The sequence below is a fragment of the Methanobrevibacter thaueri genome, from assembly GCF_015062905.1.
Classification (GTDB): Archaea; Methanobacteriota; Methanobacteria; order Methanobacteriales; family Methanobacteriaceae; genus Methanocatella; species Methanocatella thaueri_A.
In genome coordinates this window covers 12,214-39,096 of sequence record NZ_SUTK01000016.1, presented here as the reverse complement: position 1 = coordinate 39,096, position 26,883 = coordinate 12,214, and the positions used below count along the sequence as shown (strand labels likewise).

Sequence of the window (26,883 nt, the reverse complement as noted above, 5' to 3'; positions counted from 1 at the left end):
TATACATTAGTATACTTTATATAAAGCAAACTATATAAAGATTACCCTACATTTATATAGCTATCACTAAATAGACTTACACATTTACAAAATATTATATCAATTATAATATCTGTAGCTTCTTATATGCTACCAACTTTTTTATACTCAGAGAATATATTAATATTGAATATGTACTATCCACTATATAAATGTATTGTTTTTTGGTGAAAAAATAAGAATTTTTGAAAATAAAAATTATTTTAAAATTGCTCGTATGGCAATAACATCAACATTTTGCTTTTCTTTTGTATGAAAATTATAAATCTTTGGAATAGGGAAATTATACCCAAAAATATGAGTAATTTCAAGACCGTTATCTTCATAATATCTGATTAGAAAATCTTGTGTGGATGCCATGTGAAATGAATATAAAACATGAGGATTCAAATCGATTGCCCTTTGAACAAATTTCAAATCCTGACCGGAGTCCGCCTTTCTTTGAGATCCGAATGGAGGGTTTTGAAATACTGTATCTACATCAGACCCCCAATCAAATTCACAGATATCGCTGACGATGAAATCTGCATTGTCGACATTTAACTTATCTTTAACGTCGATTGCCAAACGAACAGAATCCTCATCGATATCCACACCAATTGATGAATTTGCCCCCATCAATGCAGATGCAATGGCAAATACTCCGGTTCCGCAACCCAGGTCAATGACATTACATCCTTCAATATCTCCAAGGGAAAATGCATTCCAAACCAGATCAGAGGCGATGACAGAAGGAGTGGTATACTGCTCAAGTCCAACCTTAGGTTTAGGATGGCCCGGAATTGATTGAAGTTTCATTTCCAAATGTTTTTTGCGAGTAATTTTTTTCATTAATCAAATATTTAATATATTATGTAATATATAATTATATATTAATGAAAAAATTCAGAGGTTTTTAAATGTTTGAAAAAATATTAATCGCAAATAGAGGAGAAATAGCCATTAGAGTAATGCGTGCTTGTCGTGAACTCGACATCAAAAGTGTAGCTATTTACTCTGATGCAGACAAAACATCTCTTTATACAAATTATGCTGATGAAAGTTATCCATTAGGAAACCCTTCACCTGCAAAATCCTACTTAAATATCGAAAAAATTATGGATATTGCAATTGAATCTGGAGCTGATGCAATACACCCAGGTTATGGATTCTTAGCTGAAAATCCTAAATTCGGTGAAGAATGTGAGAAAAATGGAATAAAATTAATTGGACCAAGCGGAGAAGTAATCAGTAGTATAGGAGACAAAATCACATCAAAAGCTCTCATGAAAAAAGCCGGAGTTCCAGTTATTGAAGGTACACCTGAAGGAGTAAGCGACATTGAAGAAGCTAAAGAGATAGCCAGTCAAATCGGATATCCTGTTATTGTAAAAGCTTCAGCAGGGGGTGGTGGAATTGGTATGCGTGCAGTTTATAAAGAAGAAGAACTTGTACAGGCAATCGAATCCACACAATCCGTAGCATCAACAAACTTCGGTGATTCAACAGTATTCATTGAAAAATATCTTGAAAAACCAAGACACATCGAATTCCAGATATTGGCTGACGAACACGGTAACGTAATCCACGTTGGAGACAGGGAATGTTCCATTCAAAGAAGACACCAAAAACTCCTTGAAGAAGCCCCTTCCCCGATCATGACCGAAGAGTTAAGGGAACAGATGGGTGGAAGTGCAGTCAAAGCTGCAGAATACATAGGATACAAAAGCGCAGGAACTGTTGAGTTCCTATACGACAATGGAGAATATTACTTCCTTGAAATGAACACACGTATTCAAGTGGAACACCCAATTACCGAATTGGTTACCAACACTGATTTGATTAAAGAGCAAATCAAGATTGCAAACGGCGATGAATTAACCTACAGTCAAGATGATATTAAAGTAACAGGTCATGCAATCGAATGTCGTATCAATGCAGAAGACCCACTTAACGACTTTTCACCTAATCCGGGTAAAATCACCGGTTACAGATCCCCTGGAGGACCTGGTGTACGTTTAGACAGTGGAGTTTATATGAATTATACAATTCCAACATTTTATGACTCCATGATTTCAAAATTAATCACTTATGGAAGAAGCAGAGACGATGCAATCAACAAAATGAAAAGAGCATTAAGCGAATATATCATTTTAGGTGTTAAAACCACCATTCCATTCCATAAAGCTGTTTTAAGAAATCCTAACTTTATTTCAGGAGACTTGAACACCCACTTCATCGATACCTACAAACAGGGCATCGAAGAAGAGATGGTCAATGTCATTGCAGAAGATTTAGAATATGTAAACAAATTAAAATCCACATTCATGCCTGCTAAGAAAATAGCTGCAATTTCAGCTGCAGTCGGATCTTACCTGACTGATGCAAAACAACAAATGGATAAACAATAAGTTTTCTGGAGATTTCGGATGAATAATGAAATCCAAAGCTTATTGAAAAAAGAAGGCATTACATCCGATGAGATTAATGATGCAAACATCAATGACTTTGCAGATTTAATTGAAGCAATTGGTAAAAAGAAAACAGAACACATTAAATCCTCTGAAATTTCAAAAGATTTAGACACAAAGTTTGTTGGACAAAATCTGTATATCTACAGAGAAGTAAATTCAACAAACACCATAGCCAAGTTCCTCTCCCAGAACGGGATTGGAAACGGCAGTGTTGTCATTGCTGAAAAGCAAACGGCCGGAAGGGGAAGGTCTGGAAAAACATGGGAATCACCATTGGGTGGAATATGGTTATCAATCATACTAACACCAAATGTTGATTACTCAAATATTCCTCTTATAACCTTGGCCACAGGAGTTGCAGTTGCAAAAACTCTTGAAAGAATTGAAGTTGAAAGTTGTGAAATCAAATGGCCAAATGACATCATGATAAACGGCAAAAAAGTCTGTGGAATTTTAACCGAAGCCACCACCAGTTTTAACAGCATAGAAAATGTCGTTGTAGGCGTTGGCATCGATGCCAATTTAAACATTGAAGATTTTCCCGAAGAATTAAAGGATAAAACAACAAGTCTTGAAATAGAACTTGGAAGAAAAGTGGATGAAAATCTTTTAATCAAACTCTTTTTAGAAGAAATTGAAGAAATTTTCGAATTGTTTAACCATGGCCGCCATGAAGAAATATTAAAGGAATGGAGAAAGCGGTCATATACAATAGGCAAAATTGTAGAAGTTAAAAAACCATTTAACCAACCATATGACGCCTATGCTCTAGGCATTTCAAAAGAAGGGTCATTGGTTGTTGAAAAAACTGACGGCACTCTTGAAAAAGTTATTTCAGGAGAATGCATTATAAAAAATTGAAATTGAATGTTATATCAAAGCATAACATTTTCCATTTCAAATTATGAAAAAATAATTTTTTTGCACTCATCTTCATTTGGGGCGATATCAACTAATTTATCAAATGAAGATTTGATTTTTTGAGACAGATCTTCCAAATCCAAATTAAACGCATCAGTAGTTGACAGGTCAAACCTTATTGTTGCTGATGCACCAGGCATCCCCACAGCAGGGATGGTAATTATTCCATGGTCATTTAGTAAAATCAGTGCAAATACAAAAGCCAAATCATTGTCTGACAAATCATGAGAAACATCAATCTCCCTCGCCAAACCTTCAGGAGTGAACATGACACCTGTTGGGGTTTTTTGAATATTGCTGAAGTTTTCATTTAACAAATCAAACAGCTGATCTTTTCTTTCAAAACTCTTTACAAGATTATCTCCGTTGAAATTTTTAATTCCATTCAACATGGCAAGAACTGCAGGCGGCTGAGCTTCAAGACCAAACTGATGGACCTTGACTTTGATTTCATCAATCAGATCCTTGCGGCCGGCCATTAATCCCCCTCTTGGACCAGGCATTAACTTGTCAGTGCTTGTAATTGCAATGTCCGCACCTAAATCACAGGCTTTTGGCTGATTAAACACAACAGTCCTAAGCCTTGCTCCGGATGCGTCATCAACCATTACGGGAATGTCTTTCTCATGAGCCATTTCAATTACTTTTTTAAATTCATCCTCATCAATCACTTCATGGTCCATTGTGGAACCTGTGACTACAACCAGTGAGGTATTTTCAGGTATTGAGAAATCTTCAAAAACATCAGTCTCGAAATAGTTCGCTCCAACAAGACTGCAACTTCGAGGTATTGACGGATGGGCAGGCAACTTTGCAAGATAATGCACCACATTAGAATCCTTTTCAACCAATGTCAATATGGTGGCTAAGATTCCTGAAGAGGTCCTGTTTAACGGAAGAACCTTTTCACCGCCCATATGCTCAATTCCGACTTCCTGAAGAGCATCTTCAAAAATAGCTGGACCCACATAGGTTTCCAGAAGGCTTAACTCTGATGGACTTGCGATAAATCCACCAGACAGGCCTGTTAAGTCAAATAAAAATTCGCGCCCCTTGTTTTCAACTATGTCCTTAATAATTGACAGGGCATTTTCTCTTTTTTTAACTTCATCTAAAGAACTGTTAACTATCATCTAATCTGAATCGTCTAATTGCAATTTATAATCTTCAAAGAATTCTATGATTGACTTCAATTGTTTTTCAGTAATATCAATAGATGTGTATTCTTCATCTTCAGGAACTTGATAATAGTATTCAGCAAATAAGACTTTACCTTCAGGACTTGTGAAGATAGTTATTCCATCGGTAAGCTTATCAGGATTCTTATTTTGGAATTCAATCTCAAAAGAAGTTCCGAATTTTTGAAAAAACTTCTCTTTTTCTTCAGGTTCCCTATTACTTTTTCTGATTTTTGCCATTCTAGATTTGAATTTTTTTTCTGCAACTTCATCAATGTCAGCCATAAATACACTTCCTCTTTATTATGTAATACAAAATAATAATAATTTAAAATATACTATAAACTAATCTCATATATAAGCATTATTATTCTAAATTTCTTAATCATATAAACTATTGCCATGACTGTCCATAGCAACAATGAGCGGTCCAAAATCCTTAACCTTCAAATTCCACATGGCTTCAGGCATTCCCAAGTCGAGCCAGTCCACACTTTCTATCTTTTCAACAGCATCAACATACAATGCGGCACATCCTCCAGTGGCCACCACATATAATGCATTATTGCGGACCAAAGCCTCCCGCACAGTATCATCCATTCCACCTTTACCGATGACAATTTTAGGACCCATATCCAAAACATCACTTTGGTAAGGATTCATTCTCATTGAAGTGGTTGGTCCAATAGCTACCATCTGATAGTCATCATCTTTTTTTGTTATTATCGGCCCTGCATGGAAAAGCACTGCTCCTTCAATATCTAATGGAGCGCCCTGTTCAATAAGGCGTTTGTGTGCTTGATCTCTTGCGGTCAAAATATTTCCAGTCAAATAAACTACATCGCCAGCTTTTAACTCATCTAAATTTTCATCCTTAATTGGAACATTCAATCTTTTTTCCATATATCCACCCTAAAATTAATAATAATCTTTTTATTAAGAGAGTAATAAAAATATAACTATAAATATATAAAATTTTTAGATTTAATAAATTTAATGGCTAAAATGCCACGAGGAAAAAATATGTCAAGCATGAGCAGTGTTGCAGGTTTATCAAAATTTATAAAAACATTACCTGACACCAAATATTCAATAATTGGAATGATGATAATAAGCTTTCTGATTGGAAGCCTTTATTATGCTATCGATTTGACACCCAACCAGGGAATCATTGAAGATTTCATTTATGGGGGATTATTTGGATTTATAGTTCTTGGCATCACTTCTATAATGAGTGGAGCCCTGAACCAGCAGGTAATAAGTGGTCTTAATGGAATCAACTTGAAAATTAAGCATTCAATGTTTCTGTCAGCTCTTTCAATGACCATTTTAGGAATATTTGTACTGCTGGGATGCATAATTTCCAGACTGATAAATGTGGACATATTCATAAATTCAATGATATTTGCTTGCGTTTTGATATATGGTTTCAATACATTGGTATTCTGGGCAACATCCAAAGTCAGATTTTCCATAGCTGCAATGACAGGATTTATTCAGCCGGTGCTCATCATAGCCATGTACATATCAATATCATTTTTATTTATTGATACAAGCTTTTTGGGACCTGCCATATTCCAGATTAGCCTTAAGGCATTTGTTGCATCAATAATATTTGTTATCGCAATTTATGCATTCATTACAGTCATTGCTTCCCCATTCAAGAAAAATCTGGGAATAGGAGTATTGGATTTATTAAGTCTATTTATCGCCCATATGAATGAAGGATCAAACTCCCTCGAGGGATTGTTTGAAAATATGAGCGAAGCTATTGACACTATTGTTACATTCGTTAGTTTTAAAACAGAAAATGGAATTAAAGCGCTGTTCATATCTCCATCCGTACATCCAGGACCTTTAGGAGATTTAGGCGGTTCCAATATGCCGACTCTGCTTGCAAACAAATTTGATTTCTTTACCATGGTTGCACACGGCCCTTCAACACATGACTTTAACCCGATTGCAGTCAGTGAAATCGACAAGATAGAAAACTCCATTAAAAAAGGCCTTGAAAGAATTGAATATTCTGAAAGTGCAAGTAAATTCGTTAGGTATAACTGTGAAAAGGCGAATATCGGAGTTCAATTTTTCAACGAAGGAATGGTGATACTGTCCACTTTTGCTCCTGAAGCTGTTGATGATATCGAATTCGGTGTTGGACTTACAATGATGGCCCAAAGCAGAAACCATTGTAATGTCAAAGATTCAGTGATTGTAGACTGCCACAATTCATTCACTGCTGAAAGTGGAGAAGTCCTTCCTGGAAATTCTGAAGTATTCCAGTTAATTGACGTTATTGATGCAATCAATCCAGAACAGGAAAAATATGACATCAGGGTAGGATGCCATGCAGACAACATGGATGACCTTGACAAGAATGATGGAGTTGGTGAAAGCGGAATAAAGACCATGATTGTTGAAGTTGATGGTCAAAGGACCGCTTATGTATTATTTGACGCCAACAATATGGAAAAAGGATTCAGACAGGAAATTATAGATGCAGTAAGTGACCTTGAAATCGATGAAATTGAAGTGATGACAACCGATACACATACAGTAAATACCATTTCAAGAGGATATAATCCAATCGGAATTGTAAAAAGAGCTGAAATTATAGAATATACTAGAGCCAGTATAATTGAAGCAATTAAAGATTTAGAAAAAGTTGAAGTTGGAACTGGAACCAATAAAATTAAGAATCTTAATACATTCGGCCCTAAAAATTCAACAGAATTGATTTCAACAATAAGTTCCGTTGTGGCTGTGAGTAAGATTATAGCTCCAGTTTTGCTGATTACCTCATTATTTATCGCATTTGTATGGATTTTCTTCGGCGGTTTATAAATACATTACAAATAAAGTGTATGCAATAACCCATGTAAAGAAGAACGGAGAGATTCCATCCCATAACCATTGACTGAATCCGGAGATTTCGTCACCTGCGATTTTTTGAGAGAATTGGCCGACAAAATATAATATTATTACAGCAATGAAAAATGCAAATACGTCATTTTTAAATCCGAACCAACCAGCAGTCAAAGCTGCGGAAAGCAAAGCAGCAACAAGACCTGCAACAATATGAATACTTGTAACTTTGATAGTAGTGTCCATTTATATCCTCCATTAAATTAAATATATTAATATAATTTTAGTGATTATAATATATTAAGGTATTGATTAAAAAGGTGTTTGATAATGAAGTCCATGTCCAATGTTGACATTTTTACAGTAAGCAATGAATTGAATAATCTATTAAGCGGAGCCAGAGTCGATAAGTCATTCCAACCGACAAAGGATATAGTCGTTATGAGATTCCACGTTCCAGGAACCGGAAGGGTCGACCTGGTTATGCAATGCGGATCAAGGATACATACAAGCCAGTACCCACTTGAAAATCCGACCACACCACCGTCATTTCCAATGCTTTTAAGAAAAAGGGTAAAGGGAGCTCATGTTGAAAGCATCAAACAACATAATTTTGACCGTGTAGTGGAGATAAAAGTCAAAAAGGACAAATACTACACAATAATTGTTGAACTGTTCGACAAGGGAAACATAATCCTTTTGGATGATGAGAATAATATCATTTTGCCTCTTAAAAGGAAACGTTTGAGTGCCAGGGACATCAGTTCAAAAATCGAATACGCATTTCCCGAAGAGAGGGGAATCAATCCTATGACCATTACTGAGAATGAATTTAAAGAGGTCTTCAATGACTCCGAAAGTGATGTCGTGAGGACCCTTGCAATAAATGGGCTTGGAAGCTTATATGCCGAAGAGGTTATTAAAAGGGCTAATGAGATAACCGCACTGGACAAGAATACCCCGAATAATGAATTAACCGAAAAGCAATTAGAAGGATTATATGCAGGATTTAAAAACCTGTTCGATAGCCTTACAGAAGGCAACATTAAGCCTCAAATAGTGAAGAGCGAATCCAAGGAAGATGTCGTTGCACTTGATTTGATAAAATATGAAAATTTTGAAAAGACATACTTTGAAAGCTTTAATGAAGCATGCGACGAATTCTACTCAAAAAAAGTCAACACCAGCATAAAAAATACCAGGGAATCAGCATGGAACAAGAAAGTAAACAAGTTTGAAAAAAGGTTACGTTTACAACAAGAAACACTCGATAATTTTTACAAGACCATCGAAGACAGTCAACATAAAGGAGAGGTTATCTATTCTAATTACCCTACCATCGAAAACGTAGTAACTGTCGTTAACCAAGCAAGGAGTAAGGACTACTCTTTTAAAGAAATTGGAAAAACATTGAAAAAAGCCAAAAAAGACGGAATGGCAGAAGCGCAAATCTATGAATCAATAGATAAGATGGGCGTTTTGACATTAAACATTGACAACACCACACTAAATATAGATCCAAATTTGACAATACCTGAAAACGCTGAAAAATATTATGAAAAAGCAAAAAAAGCAAAAAGAAAAACAAAAGGTGCTCAAATAGCTATCGAAAATACCAAAAAACAGCTTGAAGAGATCAAAGCCAAAAAGGACATTGCAATGGAAAATATTGCCGTTCCTAAAAAGAGAGTGAAAAAGGACCTCAAATGGTATGAAAAATTAAGATGGTTCTTAAGCTCCGACGGACATCTGGTGATTGGAGGACGTGACGCCAACAGTAACGAGAGTGTCGTGAAGAAATATCTGGAACCTAATGACATTTACTTGCATGCGGATATACATGGGGCATCATCAACTGCCATAAAGTTGAATGGTGATGAAGTAAATGACAGTCTCCTTAAAGAATCCGGTGAGTTTGCGGCATCATTTTCATCTGCTTGGTCGATGGGCTTCACATCTCAAGACGTATTTTGGGTCAATCCGGACCAGGTTACAAAGACTCCCGAATCAGGGGAATTTCTTGCAAAAGGATCATTCGTTATAAGGGGCCATAGAAATTACATCAGAGGCGCAAGGGTAAAATTGGCTATTGGAATTGTTGATTATGAAGGAAAAAGGATAATGGTAGGTCCAATAGACTCCTTAGAAAAACATTGCGATAATTATGTTGTAATAAAACCGGGATTCACCAAAAAAGAAGCGATTGCCAAAAAGATTATACACAAAATAAATGAAGATGACTTATTAACTCTCGATGACATCATAAGAGTATTGCCGTCTGGAAAATGCGATATCGATGAGGAATATCATCAAAGAAAAAAATATGAAAAAAATTAATCCTGATAATTTTCAGGATTAAATTCAAAATACTCGTCAGGATTCATAACCACAACATCAATATTAGGGTTAAACTGACTTACAAAATTAGCAAATATTGCAGGGTCCTGCTCAATAGGCGGGAAAGTGTTGTAATGCATCGGAACAACAACCTTTGGATTCATCCACATTGTAGCGAGAGCCGCTTCAAAAGGACCCATTGTAAACTTATCACCAATAGGAACCAGCACAACATCAGGTTTATAGATTGCACCGATTATATCCTTCATGTCACCAAACAATCCAGTATCTCCACAGTGATATATTTTAGTTCCGTCTTCAAAAGTTATTAAGAAGCTTGCAGCAGTTCCCCCCGGAACAATTTCTTCAACCATGTCTATGTCGGAAGAGTGTTTAGCTTCAAGCATAGTAAATTTAATATTTCTGAATATGAAAGAACCGCCAATATTGACACTAATGTTTCTTATACCTTGTTTTGCTAAAAAGAGTGAAATCTCATGGATACATGCAATAGGCGCATTGGTACTATTGGATATCTCCAATGCATCTCCAAAGTGGTCTGAATGTCCATGAGTGAGCAGAATAATATCGGGATTTAAATCCTCTACAGGAACATCGCATGCAGGATTGTTGCTAATGAATGGGTCAATCAGGATTTTGACATTGTCATCGCTTATTATTTCAAAAGCTGAATGTCCAAGCCACCTAATTTCCATTATTTAGCACCACCAGCAGCCATAATAACATTTTCATCCAAATTAGATGCTATGTTCCAAGTCTTTTCAAAGTCTGCCCTTATGTTTGAAATGGAATTCCTATCATTATAGATAGCACCATATTCCACATCACCCTTACCTTCAGAAATAATCATAGCGTAAGAGTCATCAGTAATTAAATTAATGGAATGTACCTTTGGAACAGTCTTAATGTGTACTCCTTGTTTAATAAGAGATGAAATTAAAAACATGTAGGACATGTCTGAAAGATCAAACTCGTTGATGATTACCCTAGAATAGATTGTTGGAACATGAGATAAGAACATGTCAGACAAATCGTTCAAGGAAGGGATTTCCAGCATTATCTCCTTATGAACATTAACCGCAAGGTTATCAAATGCCTCTTTGGAAGTTAGCATACCATCATCGGTAAGCACATAACTGTTTAGAGATTTTGGAACCGGCAAACTTTCAGGATTGTTTACATCAATCTTAATCTCCCTTGCAGGAACTTCAGGAGCCCTTTTAGTAGGAGCATCAAAAACAGGTTCAAGTGCTGGCCTTTCTACCGCCAAAGCTTCTTGAATCTCATTAGAATTATCTGTTGGTTCAACAATGAATTCCGGAATCTCTTCTACGTAATAATCTCCTTCCCTTCTCTTAGGAGCACGTGTAACTTTTAATGGCTTACCATAATATGGTTCAAAATCAAGCTGATTGTCAAAATTGACTTCTGATTCCTTTTGAGGCACAACTCTTAAAACAGCTTTTGAACTTCTGTCATAATCATCATTGAAGTAACTGCCGTCGGAACTTGGATAATCGCCAATTTCCAATTCCTCAAAAGCAGAATCATCATAATCATTGAATTCTTTTCTTACTCTTAACGGTCCATTAGATTTATTATCATCGGATTTCTTTTCAAAAGCACTGAAAGAAAGTCCGCCATTTTCTCTGGACTCTAAAAATTCTTTAATTTTATTAGTAGTTCTATCCGCATTAGATTCAACAAAATAACTAACCAGAAGGATTATTCCAACAATTGAAATAACCAGACCTACAATTAAAAGTATGTCTATTAGGTTATAGACTGCTGTTTCATATGCGATGAGAATACCTATTACAAATAAAATAAAACCTGAAACTAATTTAATTGTATTTCCCACGTTTTCACCCTATCAAATATTATCACTCTATATTTAACTATTAATTAATTTATTTAAAACCATTTATAAAGTTATTGGAAAAAATAAGAAAAAATAAGAAAAAATCAGGGAAAAATAAGGAAAATTATTAAAAAGTAATACTTTTTTAAAGAATAGTAATATTAATATAGTAAAAAATCCTAAATAAGATTGGTGAAAAAAATGAAAAAAATGAAAAAATTCTTCAAAGAAAATTCCGGTCAAGGTGCCGCAGAATACATTCTTCTGTTTGGAGGAGTTATTGTTATAGCACTGCTTGCATTAACAATATACCGATCATACATGAACACAAGTGATGTCAGCCTAAAAGCCAAGGACGATATCATAGATGTTAGAAATACAATACTCGACAACAGAACTCATGTATAGAAAAAAACTTGATAACAAAGGACAGGGAAGCGCTGAATTAATCTTGATCATCGGAGGATTAATAATTATCGTTCTCCTTGTCGGAAGTTATATGTCCCATATAACAGAACAAAGTCAAACAAACATTAAAAATTTGTTACAAAAAGAAAGAGATTTTCTGATAAATAAAATATGAAAATGGAGAGATACACTCTCTATTTTCAATCCAATAATGTGTTTAGAATTTCAGTCCAGGATTCAGAATTGATATTGTCCAATTTCATAGAGGTTCTAGACAAAATTCTAATATCCTGAGGACATGCATTTACACAGGCTCCACATAAGTTACAGAAGTCCAGATTGGTAACGGATTTTCCGTCTACAATCTCAACAGCATTGCACGGGCAAACGTCAAGACAAGCATGGCAGGAATCTCCTTTACATACCTTCTCATCATTTTCAACCAGTTCCAATGTACCCTCAAATGGTTTAGTTATTGTAATTGCATCGACAGGACAAATCTCCGAACACCATGAACAGTTAACACATGAAGATTCTGAAATCAATGTTTCACCGGTGATTTCAACCGCTTCAATTTCATCATAGTACATGCATGTGGAACAGACTTGATTGATTGCATCTTCAGGACATACTCTCTTACAAATTCCACAGAAGATACATTTGTCCAAATCAACTTCAATGGAATTGTTTATCACATCATTGCTAGCTGTTGGAACATTTTTAATAATGATAGCTCCAGCAGGACACATGTCTGCGCAAAAAGAACAATAAATACATTTTTCATCATCAATATCCATTTCCCCTCTCACCAAATCCACAGGATTTGGGAGGTTTCTTCTAAAGAAAATGGAATCCTGAGGACAAACTGCATGGCATCTTCCACAATAAATGCACTCCTCATCATTCACTTCAGATTCAATGTCCCATTTAGGATAAGATTCAATGTCCTTAATATCAGTTTCCCCGATAGTCAATGATAATGCATCAAATGGACATGCAACTGAACATAATCCACAGAATACACAAGATTCGGCATTAACAGACACCAAATCCATTTCGATTAATCCTCGTGCAACTGGCACAATAGGACCTAACCTTAAAGAATCAGTCGGACATACACTAACACATATCCCACAACCAATACAATAATTGTCTTTGTAGGATAATTTACGGTGTTCCTCACCAGTTCTTTCAATGTTAAACATTGTTATCCCTCATGCTTTGGAAATAGCTTGATTTGGGCAATTTTGTATACAAAGATCACAATCATCACAATTTTCAGGAACGACTTTTACATCGCCATCCTCTTCTATGATTGCTCCTTGTTCACAAAGTTTAATGCATAAACCTTGAACTGGACAATTTTCAATGTGTCCACATACATCAGGGTCGATTTTTACTGCCATATAACCACCTCTCTCTTCTTAAAATATTCATTTTACACAAATAAAATATTTTATCATAAAATTATTGAATGAACTTCCCATTCTGATTGATTTCTCCTCGTCTAATGCGTGTAGAAGAAATAGGAGTTCCATCATAAGCCAAAACAAAACTAACTACAACAATATCAAGTGGAGGCATTCCTTTAGAAACCCTAATCTCATTGATTTCAACTGCGGTAGGCTCAGTCTCTTCGCTTACCACAATAGCTTCAATATTCTCATCATATATTGTGGTTCCATAAGGATCTTCCAAGGGAACAACGACAAAATTAGATTTATCTGAAAAAAAAGATTTGAGATTAGACATCCTAACTTTACAGGAATCTATATCTCCTTTTAATCCTCCAAATGCATCAGAAGTGACTCCAATTTCAATTTGATTGCCAATTTCAAAAGCTGTGGACAATAACTTTTTATGTCCGTCATGAAATTTATCAAAAGTTCCCCCTACAGCCACTTTATTATATCTTTTAGAATTCATAAAAATGTCCTAATTAGCTTGTTACATAAATATTTAGTAAAACTATTATAAATTTATAGCTATGAAAAAAAGAAAATTTAAAAAAAATAAAAAAGTAGTTGATTAGAATGGCAGACTTCTGTAATAACCATTAAGTCCATATGAATTAGCATTCCAATTAACTACATCACCTAACGAGTTTCTTGTACTTGTAGCGTCAGCAACAACCCAAGTATCACCAATCAACACTTGAGCCCAAACGTGTCCGAATGTACTTCCACTTGAAAAAGTACATACACCATGAACATACCTGGCAGGCATTCCGGCTGCCCTATACATTGCTACAAGCACATGTGCATGGTCTACACAATTACCTGTTCCTGCATTTAAAGATCCAACGGCACCATATCTAGTGTCATAATAGAAACTATAGGATACAGTGTCTCTCACATAATCGAAAATTACATTCGCTTTTTCCTCTTCACTCTTACAATTTTTGGTCAACTTATAAACCAAGTTCTTGATTTTTTCATTGTTGACTTCACAGTTTTCAGTAGCCAACAAATAATCCAGCAAATTGTCGATTGTATTCTTACTGTTTAAAACTCCATCATGTGATGAAGATGAACTAGAGTAAGACTGAACCTTTACGTGAGAAGGCATTTTATTATGTGCACGATAGTAATTAAGTATATCCGAAAATGCATAAACCAATCCATCATAACCGATAGATCCGACGTTAGAACTTACAGAATTAGGTAGTTTACCTTTTGATTCACCGGTTTTAACTATACTTTTTGCAACACCAAGATAATCCTTCAGATATCCCAAATCTCTTGCAGATTTAGGACTGCTTGGACTTTTCAGGAATTTGACAGGAATATCTTTTTTCTTACCTGCATCTAATTGAACGATAGCTTTTGAAGCTATATATAAGTAATCTGAAGTTTTAAATGGGATGTTGCCTATTTTGACAGATGAAGGCAACTTATGATTTTTGGAGATATACTTATTGACATTTTTAGAAGCAGCGAGAATATTTTTAACAGATACCTTACTTACAACATAAATGTGTGCTGATTCCTTATTGTTGTCCTGGTAAACATTAATCTTATGAGCCCCTTTAGATACTTTACCTAAAGTTACCCAAGCATTACCCTTAGCGTTACTTTTAGAATTTATATATTTACCGTTGAATTTAAATACAACATTCTTACCGTTAACCGGCTTGTTTTTCTCATTGACTATCTTAGCAGAATAGCCAACACCCTTTCCATTCAAAACAAAGAGGTCATATGCTACAATTTTGGTTCCTTTAACTTTAAGGAGATTAGTTATAGGAGCAGATTTATAAAATGGATCTGAAACTATTGTCTTCATATTATACAAACCAGTGCCCTTAGCTATATACAATTTAGCAACACCATTTGAACCGGTTTTATAGATATACGGCTTGTCATTGCCTATAACAGTCTTGACAGAAACCCCTTTAAGAGGTTTTCCGGATGAATCCTTAACGTATACCTTATACTTTCCATTCTCATTTGATTTCATTGTCAGATCTTTTGCACTTACCTTAGCAACAATTTTTAGGATTATAATTCTATTTGAACCGTGACTATAATCCTTTGATCCTGAAGCCAAATAGGAATATTTTACGATGTGGTTACCTGGCGCCACATTTTTTAAAGAAAGCTTGGCCTCTCCCTTAGCATTGGTTCTGATAAAAGTAGCTTTTCCATTTATTTTGAATTTAATGTCCTTGCCCGCTAAAGCATTACCGTCAGTGTCTGTTAATTTCACCTTAAACTTGGATCCGTCATTGTATGTCATTACCAATATTTTTGATGTTAAAATTGTAGTCGGATTATCGACCACTAACTCAGTACTGCCGGAAGAAGAATAATAATTATCGTTACCGTCATACTTAAAACTAATTTTATGAGTACCTTTGGAAAGAACAGGGATAGATATGGCAGCTTCCCCCTTCTCATTAGTCCTTGCGGTTACTGTTTTCTTATTATAAGTAAATGATACAACTTTATTCTTAAGCAATACGTTATGTTTTGATTTTAAAATGACTTTGAATGAACCTTCCTCGTTTACAGGAATATATGTTTGTTTAGCATCAAATTGAGTTCCCTCTTTTTTAACAATTATGTTATATAAAACTTTTTGCTTGGAATAAGGATTAGTTAAATCAATAACATATTTGCCTGGGAACAGATTGACGTTAATGGTGGCAACACCTTTAGCGTTAGTTTTTGCAGTATAAGTTTTACCATTCAACTTGAAAGAAACCTTAGTATTTGCCAACACTGCAGCATCTTTCCAGAATGTTACCTGATACTTATACGCTGATTTAGAGTAGGTAGTTAAATCACTTCCAACTACAGATGACAATACATTAACTTTTTTAGAAAGTGAAGAGGACTCATAATTAGAATTTCCCCCATATGATAATGAAATAGTATATGATCCAACTTTTAAACTGTCAGTTTTAATTGAAGCAACACCCTTATCATTAGTGAATCCATAATAAGATTTTTTATTCACTTTAAGAGTTACTTTCTGATTTTTTAAATGATTGCCATTATTGTCCTTTAAGATAACCTCAAAAATAGTTGATGATTTTCCATAGTGAGTATCATACGCTTTTAGATGTGTAGATACCTTACTAGCAGCAACAACACTTGAACTGCCAGCGCTGACTATATTATTGCTTGAAGTTGCAGCAACAACGCTATCAGCACTTGAACTTAAAGCATTTTCCCCAACTGCTTCAGCTTCATTGGAAGTTAATTTTTCTTGATAATCATCCTCACAATCAGAACTAGCATTTAAAGCCCCATCATCAGGATAATTCCCCAAATTATCATCATGAGAATTAACTATATTAGTCTCTGAGATAGAAACCTCGTTAGAAATTTCTAATTTATTGTTTGCAGATGATGAATCAACATCATCCCCTATTAAATAATTTGAATCTTCTGTATCTGAAACATTAATTGATTCGGTTGCACTGACAGCTCCAACTGCAAGGAACACCATCAATACAATAAAAATCATTAATGATCTGTTTTTAATCGAAATTTTTCCACCTCTTGGTTCTCATTACGAAAATTTTATAGCAAAATATGATTATACTAGGTATTAGTATTTCATAATGAGTGGATAAAACTTATAAGACTTATCTTATATAAATGTTTTTGAAACTCCAATAGGCAAAAAGCCCATTTAAATTACTCAATTCATGAAAAAAAGGTTAAAACAAGATATAAATCGCCAATTAAGTAAAAAACATGGTGAAATTATATATGATAAAATCAAAAATCCTAAAATTTATCCATGATTTTAAAAAGCTGATAAAAAGAAAAATTTAAAATTAGTAATACTTAATATTAAAAATTAAAAATAATTCAATAATTGCATTGAAATCAAAAGAAAAATTGTGGCGATAATTAAAAATAACATGAAATGAAAATATTATACTGAAAATAGGCAATTTATTTGATAATTGAAAAATCTGAAAAAAAGTTGATTTGATGTTGTATGAGAAAAATCTTTTCCAAAAAAATTACAAGAAAGTTGATATAAGATTTGGATTATGCTATCCGAATATTTATAGAACTGCAATGTCATCAATGGGTTATAATATCTTATATAATTTAATAAACGAACGTGAGGACACTTGGTGTGAAAGAATAATTTATCCCGACATTAAATCAATTGAATCAAATACTCCCCTTAAGCATTTTGACATAATAAGCTTTTCTCTCCAATTTGAAGAGGACTATTTTCAATTACTGGAAATATTAAGAGATACAGAAATTCCTCTGAAAAGGGAAGATCGAGGCGAAAATGACCCTCTAATCATAGCCGGAGGCCCTTGCGCCAGCGCAAATCCGATGCCATTATCCGACTACATTGATCTTTTCATCATTGGAGAAGGTGAAGAGACAATTAACGAATTATTGGATGTTTATAAAAATTTCAAAAAAGATTTGAAGAGATTTTTAGATATTGAGGGAATTTACATTCCTGAATTCAACAATAAAGCAAAAATGAGGGTAGTAGAAAATCTTGACGAAACATACCATATCACCCAGCCGGTCATCAGCAGAAGTGATGATGAAAATTACCAAAGCATCTTCAACAATTCAATAATGTTAAATGTTTCAAGAGGCTGCACAAGAGGCTGCAGGTTTTGCATGGCGGGCTATCTCTACAGACCAATGAGAGAAACCAGCTGGGAAAAATTGATTGATATTGCACTTGAAAACAGAAAGAATACAGGATTGAATAAGATTACGCTGATTGGGGCTGCAGTTTCTGACTACAGCAATTTAGACAAATTAATAAAGGGTCTTGAAATAGAAGGATTTCAAATTTCAACACCATCACTTAGAATTGAATCCATTACAAAAGAAACCCTGGAAAGTCTGAAAAAGAGTGGGCTGAAAACAATTACCCTTGCACCTGAGTCAATAGGCAGACTTAGAAAAGTAATAAACAAGGACATACTGGAAGAGCAAATTTTTACAGTAATAAAAAATGCTGTCGAACTTGACTTCAACATCAAATTATATTTTTTAATAGGCATTCCTGGTGAAAGCATGGAAGACATTCATGACCTCTGCGAGTACATGAAAAAAATCGCCAATATGCACAAGAATCCGAAAAGAGTGAAATTCAGTGTGAATCCGGTGATCCCCAAACCCCACACTCCACTTCAATGGGAAGGTTATGATTTCAAGGACATTAAAAAGAAAACCAGATATATTAAAAAAGAAATGAAAAATTATAACATAAAGTGCGAAAGTCCTAAAAAAGGACTAATCCAATATATATTGTCTTGTGGAGATAGGGGTGTTTCTGCACTTATTGAAAAATCACTAACACAACAACCTACACTCAAGGAGTGGAAAGAATTGACTCCAGATTATGATATTGATGATTTACTACCATGGAGCAATATTGATGTCGGCATAAACGAAAGATTTTTAAAAAATGAACATAAAAGATTAAGAAACCTGAAGCAAACACCATGGTGTGAAACATCATCATGTTACAATTGCGGAGTATGCGAAAAATGATTACTCGAAAAAAATAAATTTACTATAATAATATATATTATAATAAGTGAGGCAATATTTATGATACAACCTGCAAGTAGAACAAAATTAATTGAATTATCATTGATTAGAAAAATGTTTGAAGTGACAAATCCAGATGCAATAAACCTGGGAATTGGAGAACCTGATTTTGATGTTCCGCAAAACATTAAAGATGCAATGAAAAAATCAATAGATGAAAACATTACACATTACAGTCCAAATAAGGGATATATAGAATTAAGGGAAGAGATTGTTAAAAAATTCAAAAAAGACAACGGAATAAATACCGATCCGGAAAATGTCATTGTGACAGTCGGTGCCAGTGAAGCATTATACATAAGTGCACAGGCATTTATGGAACCTGGTGATGAAATCCTTTTGCCGGACCCTAGCTTTTTACTATATAAATCTGTCATTAACCTGGCCGGAGGAAGCATCGTACCTGTAGACTGCAAGATGGAAAATGAATTTAAATTGAAAGCTGAAGATGTTTTAGAAAAAATTACTCCAAAAACAAAAGCGATTTTCCTAAATTCCCCATCAAACCCAACAGGAGCGGTTATGGAAAAAGAGGATATCAAAGCAATTGCAGACTTATCAATGGACCATAACTTTTTAATCATTTCAGATGAAATCTATGAAAAAATAATATATGATAAGAAACATTACTCCCCTGCTAAATACAGCGATAATGTGATTACAATCAATGGGTTTTCAAAAACCTATGCAATGACCGGATTGAGAATAGGTTATATGACTGCAAACGACGAACATACCGAAGAACTGTTTAAAGTGCATCAAAACAGTATCGCATGTTCAAACTCCACAGCGCAACTAGGAGCATACGAAGCATTGACCGGACCACAGGATGATGTCAAAAAGATGGTTGGAGAATTCCAAAGAAGAAGGGATTTAATTGTATCCCGTTTAAATGGAATGGGATATGAAACAGTTAATGCGGAGGGTGCTTTCTACGTATTCCCAAAAATTGAAGATGAAAACTTTGTACAAAAAGCTGCCGAAGCCGGCGTGATTACAGTTCCTGGATCCGCATTTGGAGAAAATGGTAAAAATCATATAAGAATGTCTTATGCAAATTCCTATGAAAACATTGAAAAGGCTATGGATATTTTAGAAGAGCGTGTAGTGAATGGATGAGTATAGAAATAAAGCTGGAACCAAAGCGTCTACAATCGCTATCATTGCGAACTGCATTCTAACCGTTTTAAACATCGCTGTTGGAATAATGAGCGGAAGTTATGCATTGGTGTCTGAAGGAGCACACACCCTTTCTGATGTTATAACCTCAATAGTAGCATACGCAGGATTCAAAATAGGACAAAAACCAGCGGATAAAGAACATCCAATTGGACATGGTCGTGCAGAGGCCATAAGCGGATTGGTTATTGTTGTATTTTTAGTGGTAGTAGCGTATGAAATCATCACAGGCGCTTTAGAAAAGATAATACATCCGGAATTGATTACAGTTCCAGGTGTATATGCTGCAATGATGGCAGTCTTTGGCATATTTATTAACTTCATCATAAGCGAGTACATTATTAGAATTGGCAAAGAAATTAAAAGTCCAGCCATAGTTGCAGACGGAAAGCATCAAAAAACAGATATATTCTCATCAATTGCAATTTTATTCGGAGTTGCTGTATCAAATATGGGATACCCAATTTTAGATCCTATTGTTGGACTTGTAATTGGTTTATTGATTTTAAAAACTGCACACAGTATTGGAAAAGAAAATATAAACAATATAATGGGAAAAGTACCTTCTCAAGAACTGATAAATGAGATAAAATATATTGCCGACAACACACGAGGCGCCCATAACACACACAACATTAAAGTTGACTATTTCGGACCATATGCCACAGTTTATTTGCATATTGAAGTTAATGGAGAAATGACATTAAGCGAATCACATAAAATCGTGCATACTGTGGAAAATAATATCTTAAAGGAAATTCCAGAAGTAAAATCAGTAATGGTACATGCATGCCCAATAGGATTAACCTATGACCATGACCAAAAAATTGATGAATAAAAACGCCGGGACCGGGATTTGAACCCGGGTGGTCATATGACCATCGGATTAGCAGTCCGACGCCGTACCAGGCTGGGCCATCCCGACATATGAAAAATAGTATACTAAATTATATGTAAAAACTCATTAATAAAGTTAATCGTTTGTATATAAATGGCATGTTCAAAAGTGGACTAATCTCAAAAATATAAGTGATCTAAAAATCCAACTCCACCCCGGGATTCTACAAGCATTGCATGTTAACAGTAGAGCTGCTCCCTTCCGGGCCTGACCCGTTTCCATATCAGAGGTGACTAGCCTTTACCCTCCAGTAAAAACTTCACCACCACCAATCCTGTAGGACGAGGTTTCTATATTGTTTTTCTAGGCTCATATTTCCTTAAAAAGCCGCCTTTTGAACTTCGACTGCACCAAAGGGGGTGTGTGCTTACAGAGGACCCCTAACCCTCCAGTCTAGCCAAACTTTATATTTGATTTTAATATTATATAAATGTTATCAAAACAGCAAAAAAAATAGGGAAAAATATGCAAAAAATCAATTAAAAAGATTTTCTAGAAAAAAAATTATTTACAGTAACTAAGTTAAAATGAATAAAATTTAAAAAAAATAAAAGATAATGGGAAATATTAAAGTATCTTCTGAATTATATCTCCATCAGAAATAATTCCCACTAATTTATCTCCATCAAGAACAGGAAGCTGATTTAAGATTCCTGAAGAAGAAACACCGTCTTTCATTACCTTAAGAGCAGTTTCAATAGTATCTTCAGGAGATACTGTTACCACTGGAGAAATCATGATTTCTTCAACACTTGTACCTAATTCATATTTATCTAAAATAAGGTTATGTCCTACATCAGTTGCAGTTATAATCCCTATTAATTTATCATCTTCCACAACAGGAAGAGAACTGATTTTATGTTCCATCAATTTTTCAAATGCATTTACAACATCGACATCTGAAGTAGTTGTTATTACATCAGTTGTCATGATATCTTTAACTTTCTTGTTTAACATTGTCTACACCACCAAATTCCTTGAGAATATCATCCACCATAATTTCAATAGTTTCATTAATATCCACATTATTAATTATACGTGTATCGTGAATCTTTGCTTGTTCAATCAGAAACCCTTGAGTTTTTCTAATTGATTCGAAATTTTCCATATACTTTTCAAGAGACCTTTTCACCCAAGGTTGCCTGCATCTTGAATAAAACCTTTGTTTATGGGCTTCTTCATCATCTACTGTTAAGGTAAACAAGATAATATTATTATTTTCCAGCAAATCTTTTCTAATAAAACCTGGAACAATATGAACTCCTTCTATAATGGTACTGATACCCTCTTTAACGGATCTCTCAATTATCGCTTCAATACCAACATTAACAACATCAACATGACTGACAAATCCTTCAATGACAGAATCAATCCTGATTGATGGAGTTCGGATACTTTCATAAGCATCAAAACTGGATTTATGAATTACTGGACTCAAATCCTTAGAAACGATTTTTCTCATTACTTCCCTAATCATGTCTGTACTGATAAGATTTTTTAATCTCAAGCGGTTAGCAAGTTCAAACGCCATGGAAGAGGTTCCGACTCCTGAAGCACCTCCAATTAAAATAATCAGCGGTTTTTTGGAAATTCTTAAAGACCTCCAATTTTTATATTTGAGTGCAATATCAGAATCAATAGTCTCCAAATGATTTAAAACTACATCGGCCAACTCAATGCTTGAAATTTCAGCGACATTGTTCCTAATTAAACCCGCTTCAATATCGCTTGCAATATCATGGGCCCTTTCAATACCGATATCTGCCACATCTAAAGAACGGGACATGATTCCTTTAGAAAAGGGTTCTTTGTATTTTTTTCCATCAACGTCACCTGTAACCCAAATCATGATTATCACTTCAAAAATTTCTACATAACTATCTAAAATTAATCTTAAATAAAATTTTTTATTTGATTTTCGAAAAAAAAAGAAGAAAAATAGAAAAAAAGAAAGAAGAATGATTATTCTTCTAATGAGATAATGCTTATATCATAATTAGAGCCATCTTGAACATCAATTAAAACAGCTCCGTTATTTTTGAGCATTCCTGGATTTGCTACATCAGTAATCTTTCCGATTTTACTGAGAGATTTTGCCTCATGAATATGTCCACACAAGTTGATTTGAGGTTCAAACTCATGAATAGATTTTAAAATTCCTGGACTGCCGACATGTTCTCCATTTTCAACTCTATCTGCATCAGTGTTGAAAGGTGGAGCATGAGTTGCTAAAATCTTTACTTTAGGAACATCGGAATTGTAAACATAATCATAATTAGCTAATAAGTCATAAACCTGTCTGTATATTTTATCATCATCCATTTCGCCAGGAGTGTCGAATGGAGTCGGATTAGATCCACCGAAACCGAATAAAATCGCATCGCCATAAGCGATAATATTGTTGTGAAGACAAAATGCAACATCATTGATAGCATTACAAATTCCATTAGGGTCACAGTTACCCGGAATTGCGATTACATCAACACCACAGTCAGCCACTTTATTAATAAAAGTCTCTACAAAGTCAAGTGGTCCGAAATCAGTGATATCTCCTAAAATTAAAACCAAATCAATTTCATTGTTATTTAGATAAGTGTATAAATTTTCATTTTCTTCTCCGTGAACATCACTAATTGCTAATATTTTAACCATAAAATCACCTTTTTAATCTTCTAAAAAGAAGGATCCCATTTCTTTTAATCCAAATTTAAGCTCTTCTTTATCTCCGTGTAATTGAACAGTCACATCATCATCATATTCTATTATAAGACCGTTCCATTCTGCAATTTCCTGAACCCTTTCTTCTGCTAAAGGAACTTTTAGATGAATCCTTCCGGTGGTTAAGCCAGGAGGAGTATTTACTAAAAATTTGGATCTTGAATCGGCAAATTCGAATACTTCCTTTCCACGCATAGCCTGTTTTAATAAATCAAGCCAATAATCGGCATATTCATCGCCTTCTTGCTCAGCAATACTCAAAAGAGTTCCTTGAATCTTATTTAAAGACATTTCTGCTTTTGCCAAACCATTAATTAATTCAGGATGAGATGGGTCTCTTTTATATGAACTAATTGTTGACCTAATAATTCCCATCTCAGGGTTAATTCCATCAGGAATCTTATATCCTTTTTTAGTTAAATCTTTTATAAGATTATTTAGAACTAACCAAGTTTGTTCTGATGGCAAACTCATAAATGTCCACCTATAATTTTTAAAGTTGTATGATTAATTTTAGCATCTGCTTCTTTTAGTTCTCTTTCAATTTCAGCAGTGCTGCTGTAAGAATCTAAGAATAGAACATGATGGGTGGAAGTACCTGCAATGTTTAAAATCGCGATTTCATCACTTGGTTTGAGTTCTCTTTTATCAATAGTCGCTTTAAATTGAACATATGGTTCATATTCTTCTGGTAGGTCTGCATATTTAAATATACCATCTAATGTTGCTACAAACATAATTATACCTCTCTTAATTTATATTACTTAATTTTATTTAACTACTAATATATAAAGATGATTACAAATTATTCGTATAGATACAAACTAAAAAAATAATTATAAAAAAAAGTTATCAAAAATGATAACTAAACCGAAATGTGTTTTCAGTGTCTAAAAAAAATAAAAAGGATAAGGATTAAAATCCTTAAACTTATTCACCTAATGCTTTTTTAATAGCAGGGGTTGCATCAATTCTTTGAGCATCGAAAGTTAACTCTTCAGCAGATAATCCCATAGCTAATCCGTATAATTGAGCTAAGTGGAATACTGGTAATGCGAAGTCAGTTCCGTATCTTTCGTTTACTTCGATTTGACCTTGGTCAAATTGTAAGTGACAGAATGGACATACGTTAACGATTGCGTCTACGCCTGCTTCGGTCATGTGATCGAGTTTTTCTTTAGTGAAACTGGTAGTTACATCTAAATCTCTGGATCTTAAACCTCCACCTGCACCACAGCACATCATTTTGTCTTTGTAGTCGATGGATTTTGCGCCGGTAATTTCTACGAGGTCATCTAAAATAGATGGGTTTTCTGCATTATCTTCAATACCGATAGTTGCGGTAGGTTTTAAGAAGTGGCAGCCGTAGTGTACAGCAACATTTAAGTCTAAAGGTTTTTCAATTAAAGAAGCTAATTTTTCAAAACCAACATCGTCTCTTAAGATTTGAGCGAAGTGTTTTACATTAATAGTTCCTTTGTATTCTCTACCGATTTCAGCTAAGTTAGCGTTAATTTCAGCTTTTTTCTCTTCACTTTCTTTTAACATGTGGTTACATTCAAATAATGAACCGAAACATCCGTTACATTCGGTCATAATGTCAGCACCAATGTCTTCAGCAAGAGTTAAGTTACGAGCAGCAATGGTAGCCCAGGTTTCTTCATCAAAAGATCCGAATACACCTGGAGCAGGGCAACATGATGCTCCTTCCATATCAATTAAGTCTATATCTAATGCTTCGAATAATTTTCTGGTAGCTTTTTCAACACCAGGATAACGGTTGTTCATAATACAACCTAAGAAGTATGCAATTTCCATATTATAACTCTCCTCAATTCATTTATTCTTTTAATCCACCGGTTTCTTCATCATAACCGATTAATTCATCAAATCCAGTAATTTTACATATTTTTTGAACTTCTTCTAATGCTTCAGGGAAAGCATGAGTAGTTGGTGGAATTTCTGGAAGTCCAATTTTAGCTCTTAAAGCTTTAGTAGCATCGTTGATTGGTACACCGTGACCGGTATTCATTACAAATACACCAGTCATTTTGTGAGGTTTTGCCATGTAACCTGCGTGTGCAGCAATGTTACGTGCTTTTTTGATAATTTCTACGATTTTAACACTTCTTAAACATCTTTCTTGGCAAGTGTAACAAGTAGTACACATCCATAAAGCATCATCAGTGATTACTTCTTCTTTTAAACCGAGTAAACATTTTCTGACAATTTGTCTTACTTTATATGGAGTTCTTCTTCCGGATGGGCAACTACCACTACAGGTACCACATTGGAAACAGTGTTTTACAGTTTCAATTCCAGAATCAATGAATTCAGCAGTGAAATCTGGGTCACGGTTTGCATCAGTTAATAATTCTTTATCAGTCAATAAAGTCATTTTATCTCTCTCTTTATCATTATTTTTTGAATCTTCATCAGCTTCTTCAGCATCTTCTTTAGCTTCAACTTTCTCTTGGATTTCTTCCTTGATAGTTTCAACGTTTTCATGAATTTCTTCTTTTTTAGCTTCAACTTTCTCTTGGATTTCTTCCTTGAGCGCTTCAACTTTTTCCTCAATAGGATCGATGTCATCAGAAGCTAAATCTTCAACACTGTCCTCTGATTCTTCAACAGCTGCTTCCTCAGCTTCTACAACTGGTTCTTCTTCAGAAACGACAGATTCAGTTTCAATATTTGAAGATGTAACTTGGACATCATCAGATGTGTTTGATACATCGTTATTGATGTCACTTTCCTCATTGTCTCCTTTAAACAAGGATTTTAAACGATTTACTATAGACATTGAAAACACACCTCGGATAATCATCGGATTATTTCCTCAAATCCTTACTAATATTCTTTAAAAGAACATATATAAAGGTTACTAAAATTTTTAGCTGTGTAATCAAAAAGGTTACAGTCAATGAAAAATTTATATAAACCT

Annotated in this window: 27 protein-coding genes, 1 tRNA gene and 1 other RNA gene; 9 read left to right on the top strand and 20 right to left on the bottom strand. The window is 34.5% G+C overall.

The window, feature by feature from the left end; genetic code table 11:
* Positions 1-237: 237 nt before the first annotated feature.
* Entirely contained in the window at positions 238-870 is a 633-nt protein-coding gene (locus E7Z79_RS04890; RefSeq protein WP_303738853.1) for an METTL5 family protein, read from the bottom strand.
* A gap of 68 nt (positions 871-938) precedes the next feature.
* On the opposite strand from E7Z79_RS04890, the gene E7Z79_RS04885 reads away from it, so the two are divergent.
* Both E7Z79_RS04885 and E7Z79_RS04880 read left to right on the top strand, forming a co-directional pair.
* Entirely contained in the window at positions 939-2,429 is a 1,491-nt protein-coding gene (locus tag E7Z79_RS04885; RefSeq protein WP_303738852.1) for an acetyl-CoA carboxylase biotin carboxylase subunit, read from the top strand.
* An 18-nt stretch (positions 2,430-2,447) separates the two neighbouring features.
* On the top strand, positions 2,448-3,353 hold the full coding sequence (locus E7Z79_RS04880; protein ID WP_303738851.1) for a biotin--[acetyl-CoA-carboxylase] ligase: 906 nt from the start codon (positions 2,448-2,450) through the stop codon (positions 3,351-3,353).
* Between the two features lie 41 nt (positions 3,354-3,394).
* Here the strand turns inward: E7Z79_RS04880 and E7Z79_RS04875 are convergent, their stop codons facing one another.
* From E7Z79_RS04875 to E7Z79_RS04865, 3 genes are all read right to left on the bottom strand, one after another.
* Positions 3,395-4,546, bottom strand: a complete 1,152-nt coding sequence (locus tag E7Z79_RS04875; protein WP_303738850.1) for a TIGR03576 family pyridoxal phosphate-dependent enzyme — start codon at positions 4,544-4,546, stop codon at positions 3,395-3,397.
* Positions 4,547-4,876, bottom strand: coding sequence for a hypothetical protein (locus E7Z79_RS04870; RefSeq protein WP_303738849.1), 330 nt, complete (start codon positions 4,874-4,876; stop codon positions 4,547-4,549).
* Positions 4,877-4,972: 96 nt separating this feature from the next.
* Complete coding sequence (locus E7Z79_RS04865; protein WP_303738848.1) at positions 4,973-5,494, bottom strand: FumA C-terminus/TtdB family hydratase beta subunit; 522 nt, start codon at positions 5,492-5,494, stop codon at positions 4,973-4,975.
* Positions 5,495-5,614: 120 nt separating this feature from the next.
* Between E7Z79_RS04865 and E7Z79_RS04860 the strand changes: the two genes are divergently transcribed.
* Entirely contained in the window at positions 5,615-7,435 is a 1,821-nt protein-coding gene (locus tag E7Z79_RS04860) for a DUF2070 family protein (protein WP_303738847.1), read from the top strand.
* Here the strand turns inward: E7Z79_RS04860 and E7Z79_RS04855 are convergent.
* Entirely contained in the window at positions 7,430-7,702 is a 273-nt protein-coding gene (locus tag E7Z79_RS04855; RefSeq protein WP_303738846.1) for a hypothetical protein, read from the bottom strand. The genes E7Z79_RS04860 and E7Z79_RS04855 overlap by 6 nt on opposite strands.
* A gap of 84 nt (positions 7,703-7,786) precedes the next feature.
* Here E7Z79_RS04855 and rqcH point away from each other — a divergent pair, with 84 nt between their 5' ends.
* Entirely contained in the window at positions 7,787-9,793 is a 2,007-nt protein-coding gene (rqcH, locus tag E7Z79_RS04850; protein WP_303738845.1) for a ribosome rescue protein RqcH, read from the top strand.
* Here rqcH and E7Z79_RS04845 read toward each other — a convergent pair.
* Together E7Z79_RS04845 and E7Z79_RS04840 are read right to left on the bottom strand one after the other, a co-directional pair.
* The gene (locus tag E7Z79_RS04845) at positions 9,790-10,509 is read right to left on the bottom strand and encodes a metal-dependent hydrolase (protein ID WP_303738844.1); all 720 of its coding nucleotides are present in this window, start codon (positions 10,507-10,509) and stop codon (positions 9,790-9,792) included. The genes rqcH and E7Z79_RS04845 overlap by 4 nt on opposite strands.
* The gene (locus E7Z79_RS04840; RefSeq protein WP_303738843.1) at positions 10,509-11,675 is read right to left on the bottom strand and encodes a hypothetical protein; all 1,167 of its coding nucleotides are present in this window, start codon (positions 11,673-11,675) and stop codon (positions 10,509-10,511) included. The genes E7Z79_RS04845 and E7Z79_RS04840 overlap by 1 nt, the downstream gene beginning before the upstream one ends.
* A gap of 201 nt (positions 11,676-11,876) precedes the next feature.
* On the opposite strand from E7Z79_RS04840, the gene E7Z79_RS04835 reads away from it, so the two are divergent.
* Complete coding sequence (locus tag E7Z79_RS04835) at positions 11,877-12,083, top strand: class III signal peptide-containing protein (RefSeq protein WP_292604580.1); 207 nt, start codon at positions 11,877-11,879, stop codon at positions 12,081-12,083.
* Entirely contained in the window at positions 12,043-12,258 is a 216-nt protein-coding gene (locus tag E7Z79_RS04830; protein ID WP_369693430.1) for a class III signal peptide-containing protein, read from the top strand. Before E7Z79_RS04835 ends, E7Z79_RS04830 begins: the two co-directional genes overlap by 41 nt.
* Before the next feature lie 25 nt (positions 12,259-12,283).
* Here E7Z79_RS04830 and fwdF read toward each other — a convergent pair whose 3' ends face one another.
* From fwdF to E7Z79_RS04810, 4 genes are all read right to left on the bottom strand, one after another.
* Positions 12,284-13,288 (bottom strand): tungsten-dependent formylmethanofuran dehydrogenase subunit FwdF, encoded by a 1,005-nt coding sequence (fwdF, locus tag E7Z79_RS04825; RefSeq protein WP_303738841.1) that lies wholly within the window; start codon positions 13,286-13,288, stop codon positions 12,284-12,286.
* A 9-nt stretch (positions 13,289-13,297) separates the two neighbouring features.
* Positions 13,298-13,489 (bottom strand): 4Fe-4S binding protein, encoded by a 192-nt coding sequence (locus tag E7Z79_RS04820; protein ID WP_303738840.1) that lies wholly within the window; start codon positions 13,487-13,489, stop codon positions 13,298-13,300.
* A gap of 61 nt (positions 13,490-13,550) precedes the next feature.
* On the bottom strand, positions 13,551-14,009 hold the full coding sequence (locus E7Z79_RS04815; RefSeq protein WP_303738839.1) for a phosphopantetheine adenylyltransferase: 459 nt from the start codon (positions 14,007-14,009) through the stop codon (positions 13,551-13,553).
* 102 nt (positions 14,010-14,111) lie between these two features.
* A complete protein-coding gene (locus E7Z79_RS04810) occupies positions 14,112-17,057 on the bottom strand; it encodes an Ig-like domain repeat protein (RefSeq protein ID WP_303738838.1) in 2,946 nt (981 codons plus the stop codon).
* Between the two features lie 476 nt (positions 17,058-17,533).
* Between E7Z79_RS04810 and E7Z79_RS04805 the strand changes: the two genes are divergently transcribed.
* Genes E7Z79_RS04805 through E7Z79_RS04795 form a run of 3 tightly spaced genes read left to right on the top strand, consistent with a single transcriptional unit; the run spans position 17,534 to position 21,161 of the window.
* Positions 17,534-19,084: a radical SAM protein gene (locus E7Z79_RS04805; protein ID WP_303738837.1), complete on the top strand. Its 1,551-nt coding sequence runs from the start codon at positions 17,534-17,536 to the stop codon at positions 19,082-19,084.
* A gap of 60 nt (positions 19,085-19,144) precedes the next feature.
* Positions 19,145-20,263 (top strand): pyridoxal phosphate-dependent aminotransferase, encoded by a 1,119-nt coding sequence (locus tag E7Z79_RS04800; RefSeq protein ID WP_303738836.1) that lies wholly within the window; start codon positions 19,145-19,147, stop codon positions 20,261-20,263.
* Positions 20,256-21,161, top strand: a complete 906-nt coding sequence (locus E7Z79_RS04795; RefSeq protein ID WP_303738835.1) for a cation diffusion facilitator family transporter — start codon at positions 20,256-20,258, stop codon at positions 21,159-21,161. The genes E7Z79_RS04800 and E7Z79_RS04795 overlap by 8 nt, the downstream gene beginning before the upstream one ends.
* A 3-nt stretch (positions 21,162-21,164) precedes the next feature.
* On the opposite strand, the gene E7Z79_RS04790 is transcribed toward E7Z79_RS04795, so the two are convergent.
* The 9 genes from E7Z79_RS04790 to hdrC all read right to left on the bottom strand — a co-directional run bounded on the left by E7Z79_RS04790 (position 21,165) and on the right by hdrC (position 26,742).
* Positions 21,165-21,248: transfer RNA gene (locus E7Z79_RS04790), tRNA-Ser, on the bottom strand.
* Between the two features lie 63 nt (positions 21,249-21,311).
* Positions 21,312-21,625, bottom strand: an RNA gene (gene ffs, locus E7Z79_RS04785) — signal recognition particle sRNA.
* A 163-nt stretch (positions 21,626-21,788) separates the two neighbouring features.
* Positions 21,789-22,178: a CBS domain-containing protein gene (locus E7Z79_RS04780; protein ID WP_303738834.1), complete on the bottom strand. Its 390-nt coding sequence runs from the start codon at positions 22,176-22,178 to the stop codon at positions 21,789-21,791.
* Entirely contained in the window at positions 22,159-23,070 is a 912-nt protein-coding gene (locus tag E7Z79_RS04775) for a 2-phosphoglycerate kinase (RefSeq protein ID WP_303738833.1), read from the bottom strand. Before E7Z79_RS04775 ends, E7Z79_RS04780 begins: the two co-directional genes overlap by 20 nt.
* Before the next feature lie 113 nt (positions 23,071-23,183).
* Positions 23,184-23,873 (bottom strand): metallophosphoesterase, encoded by a 690-nt coding sequence (locus E7Z79_RS04770; RefSeq protein ID WP_303738832.1) that lies wholly within the window; start codon positions 23,871-23,873, stop codon positions 23,184-23,186.
* Positions 23,874-23,885: 12 nt separating this feature from the next.
* The gene (locus E7Z79_RS04765) at positions 23,886-24,413 is read right to left on the bottom strand and encodes a DUF2096 domain-containing protein (protein WP_303738831.1); all 528 of its coding nucleotides are present in this window, start codon (positions 24,411-24,413) and stop codon (positions 23,886-23,888) included.
* Complete coding sequence (locus E7Z79_RS04760) at positions 24,410-24,676, bottom strand: DUF749 domain-containing protein (RefSeq protein ID WP_303738830.1); 267 nt, start codon at positions 24,674-24,676, stop codon at positions 24,410-24,412. The genes E7Z79_RS04765 and E7Z79_RS04760 overlap by 4 nt, the downstream gene beginning before the upstream one ends.
* A 193-nt stretch (positions 24,677-24,869) precedes the next feature.
* The gene (gene hdrB / locus E7Z79_RS04755; RefSeq protein WP_296872070.1) at positions 24,870-25,757 is read right to left on the bottom strand and encodes a CoB--CoM heterodisulfide reductase subunit B; all 888 of its coding nucleotides are present in this window, start codon (positions 25,755-25,757) and stop codon (positions 24,870-24,872) included.
* Positions 25,758-25,779: 22 nt separating this feature from the next.
* On the bottom strand, positions 25,780-26,742 hold the full coding sequence (gene hdrC, locus E7Z79_RS04750; RefSeq protein WP_303738829.1) for a CoB--CoM heterodisulfide reductase subunit C: 963 nt from the start codon (positions 26,740-26,742) through the stop codon (positions 25,780-25,782).
* Positions 26,743-26,883: the final 141 nt, after the last annotated feature.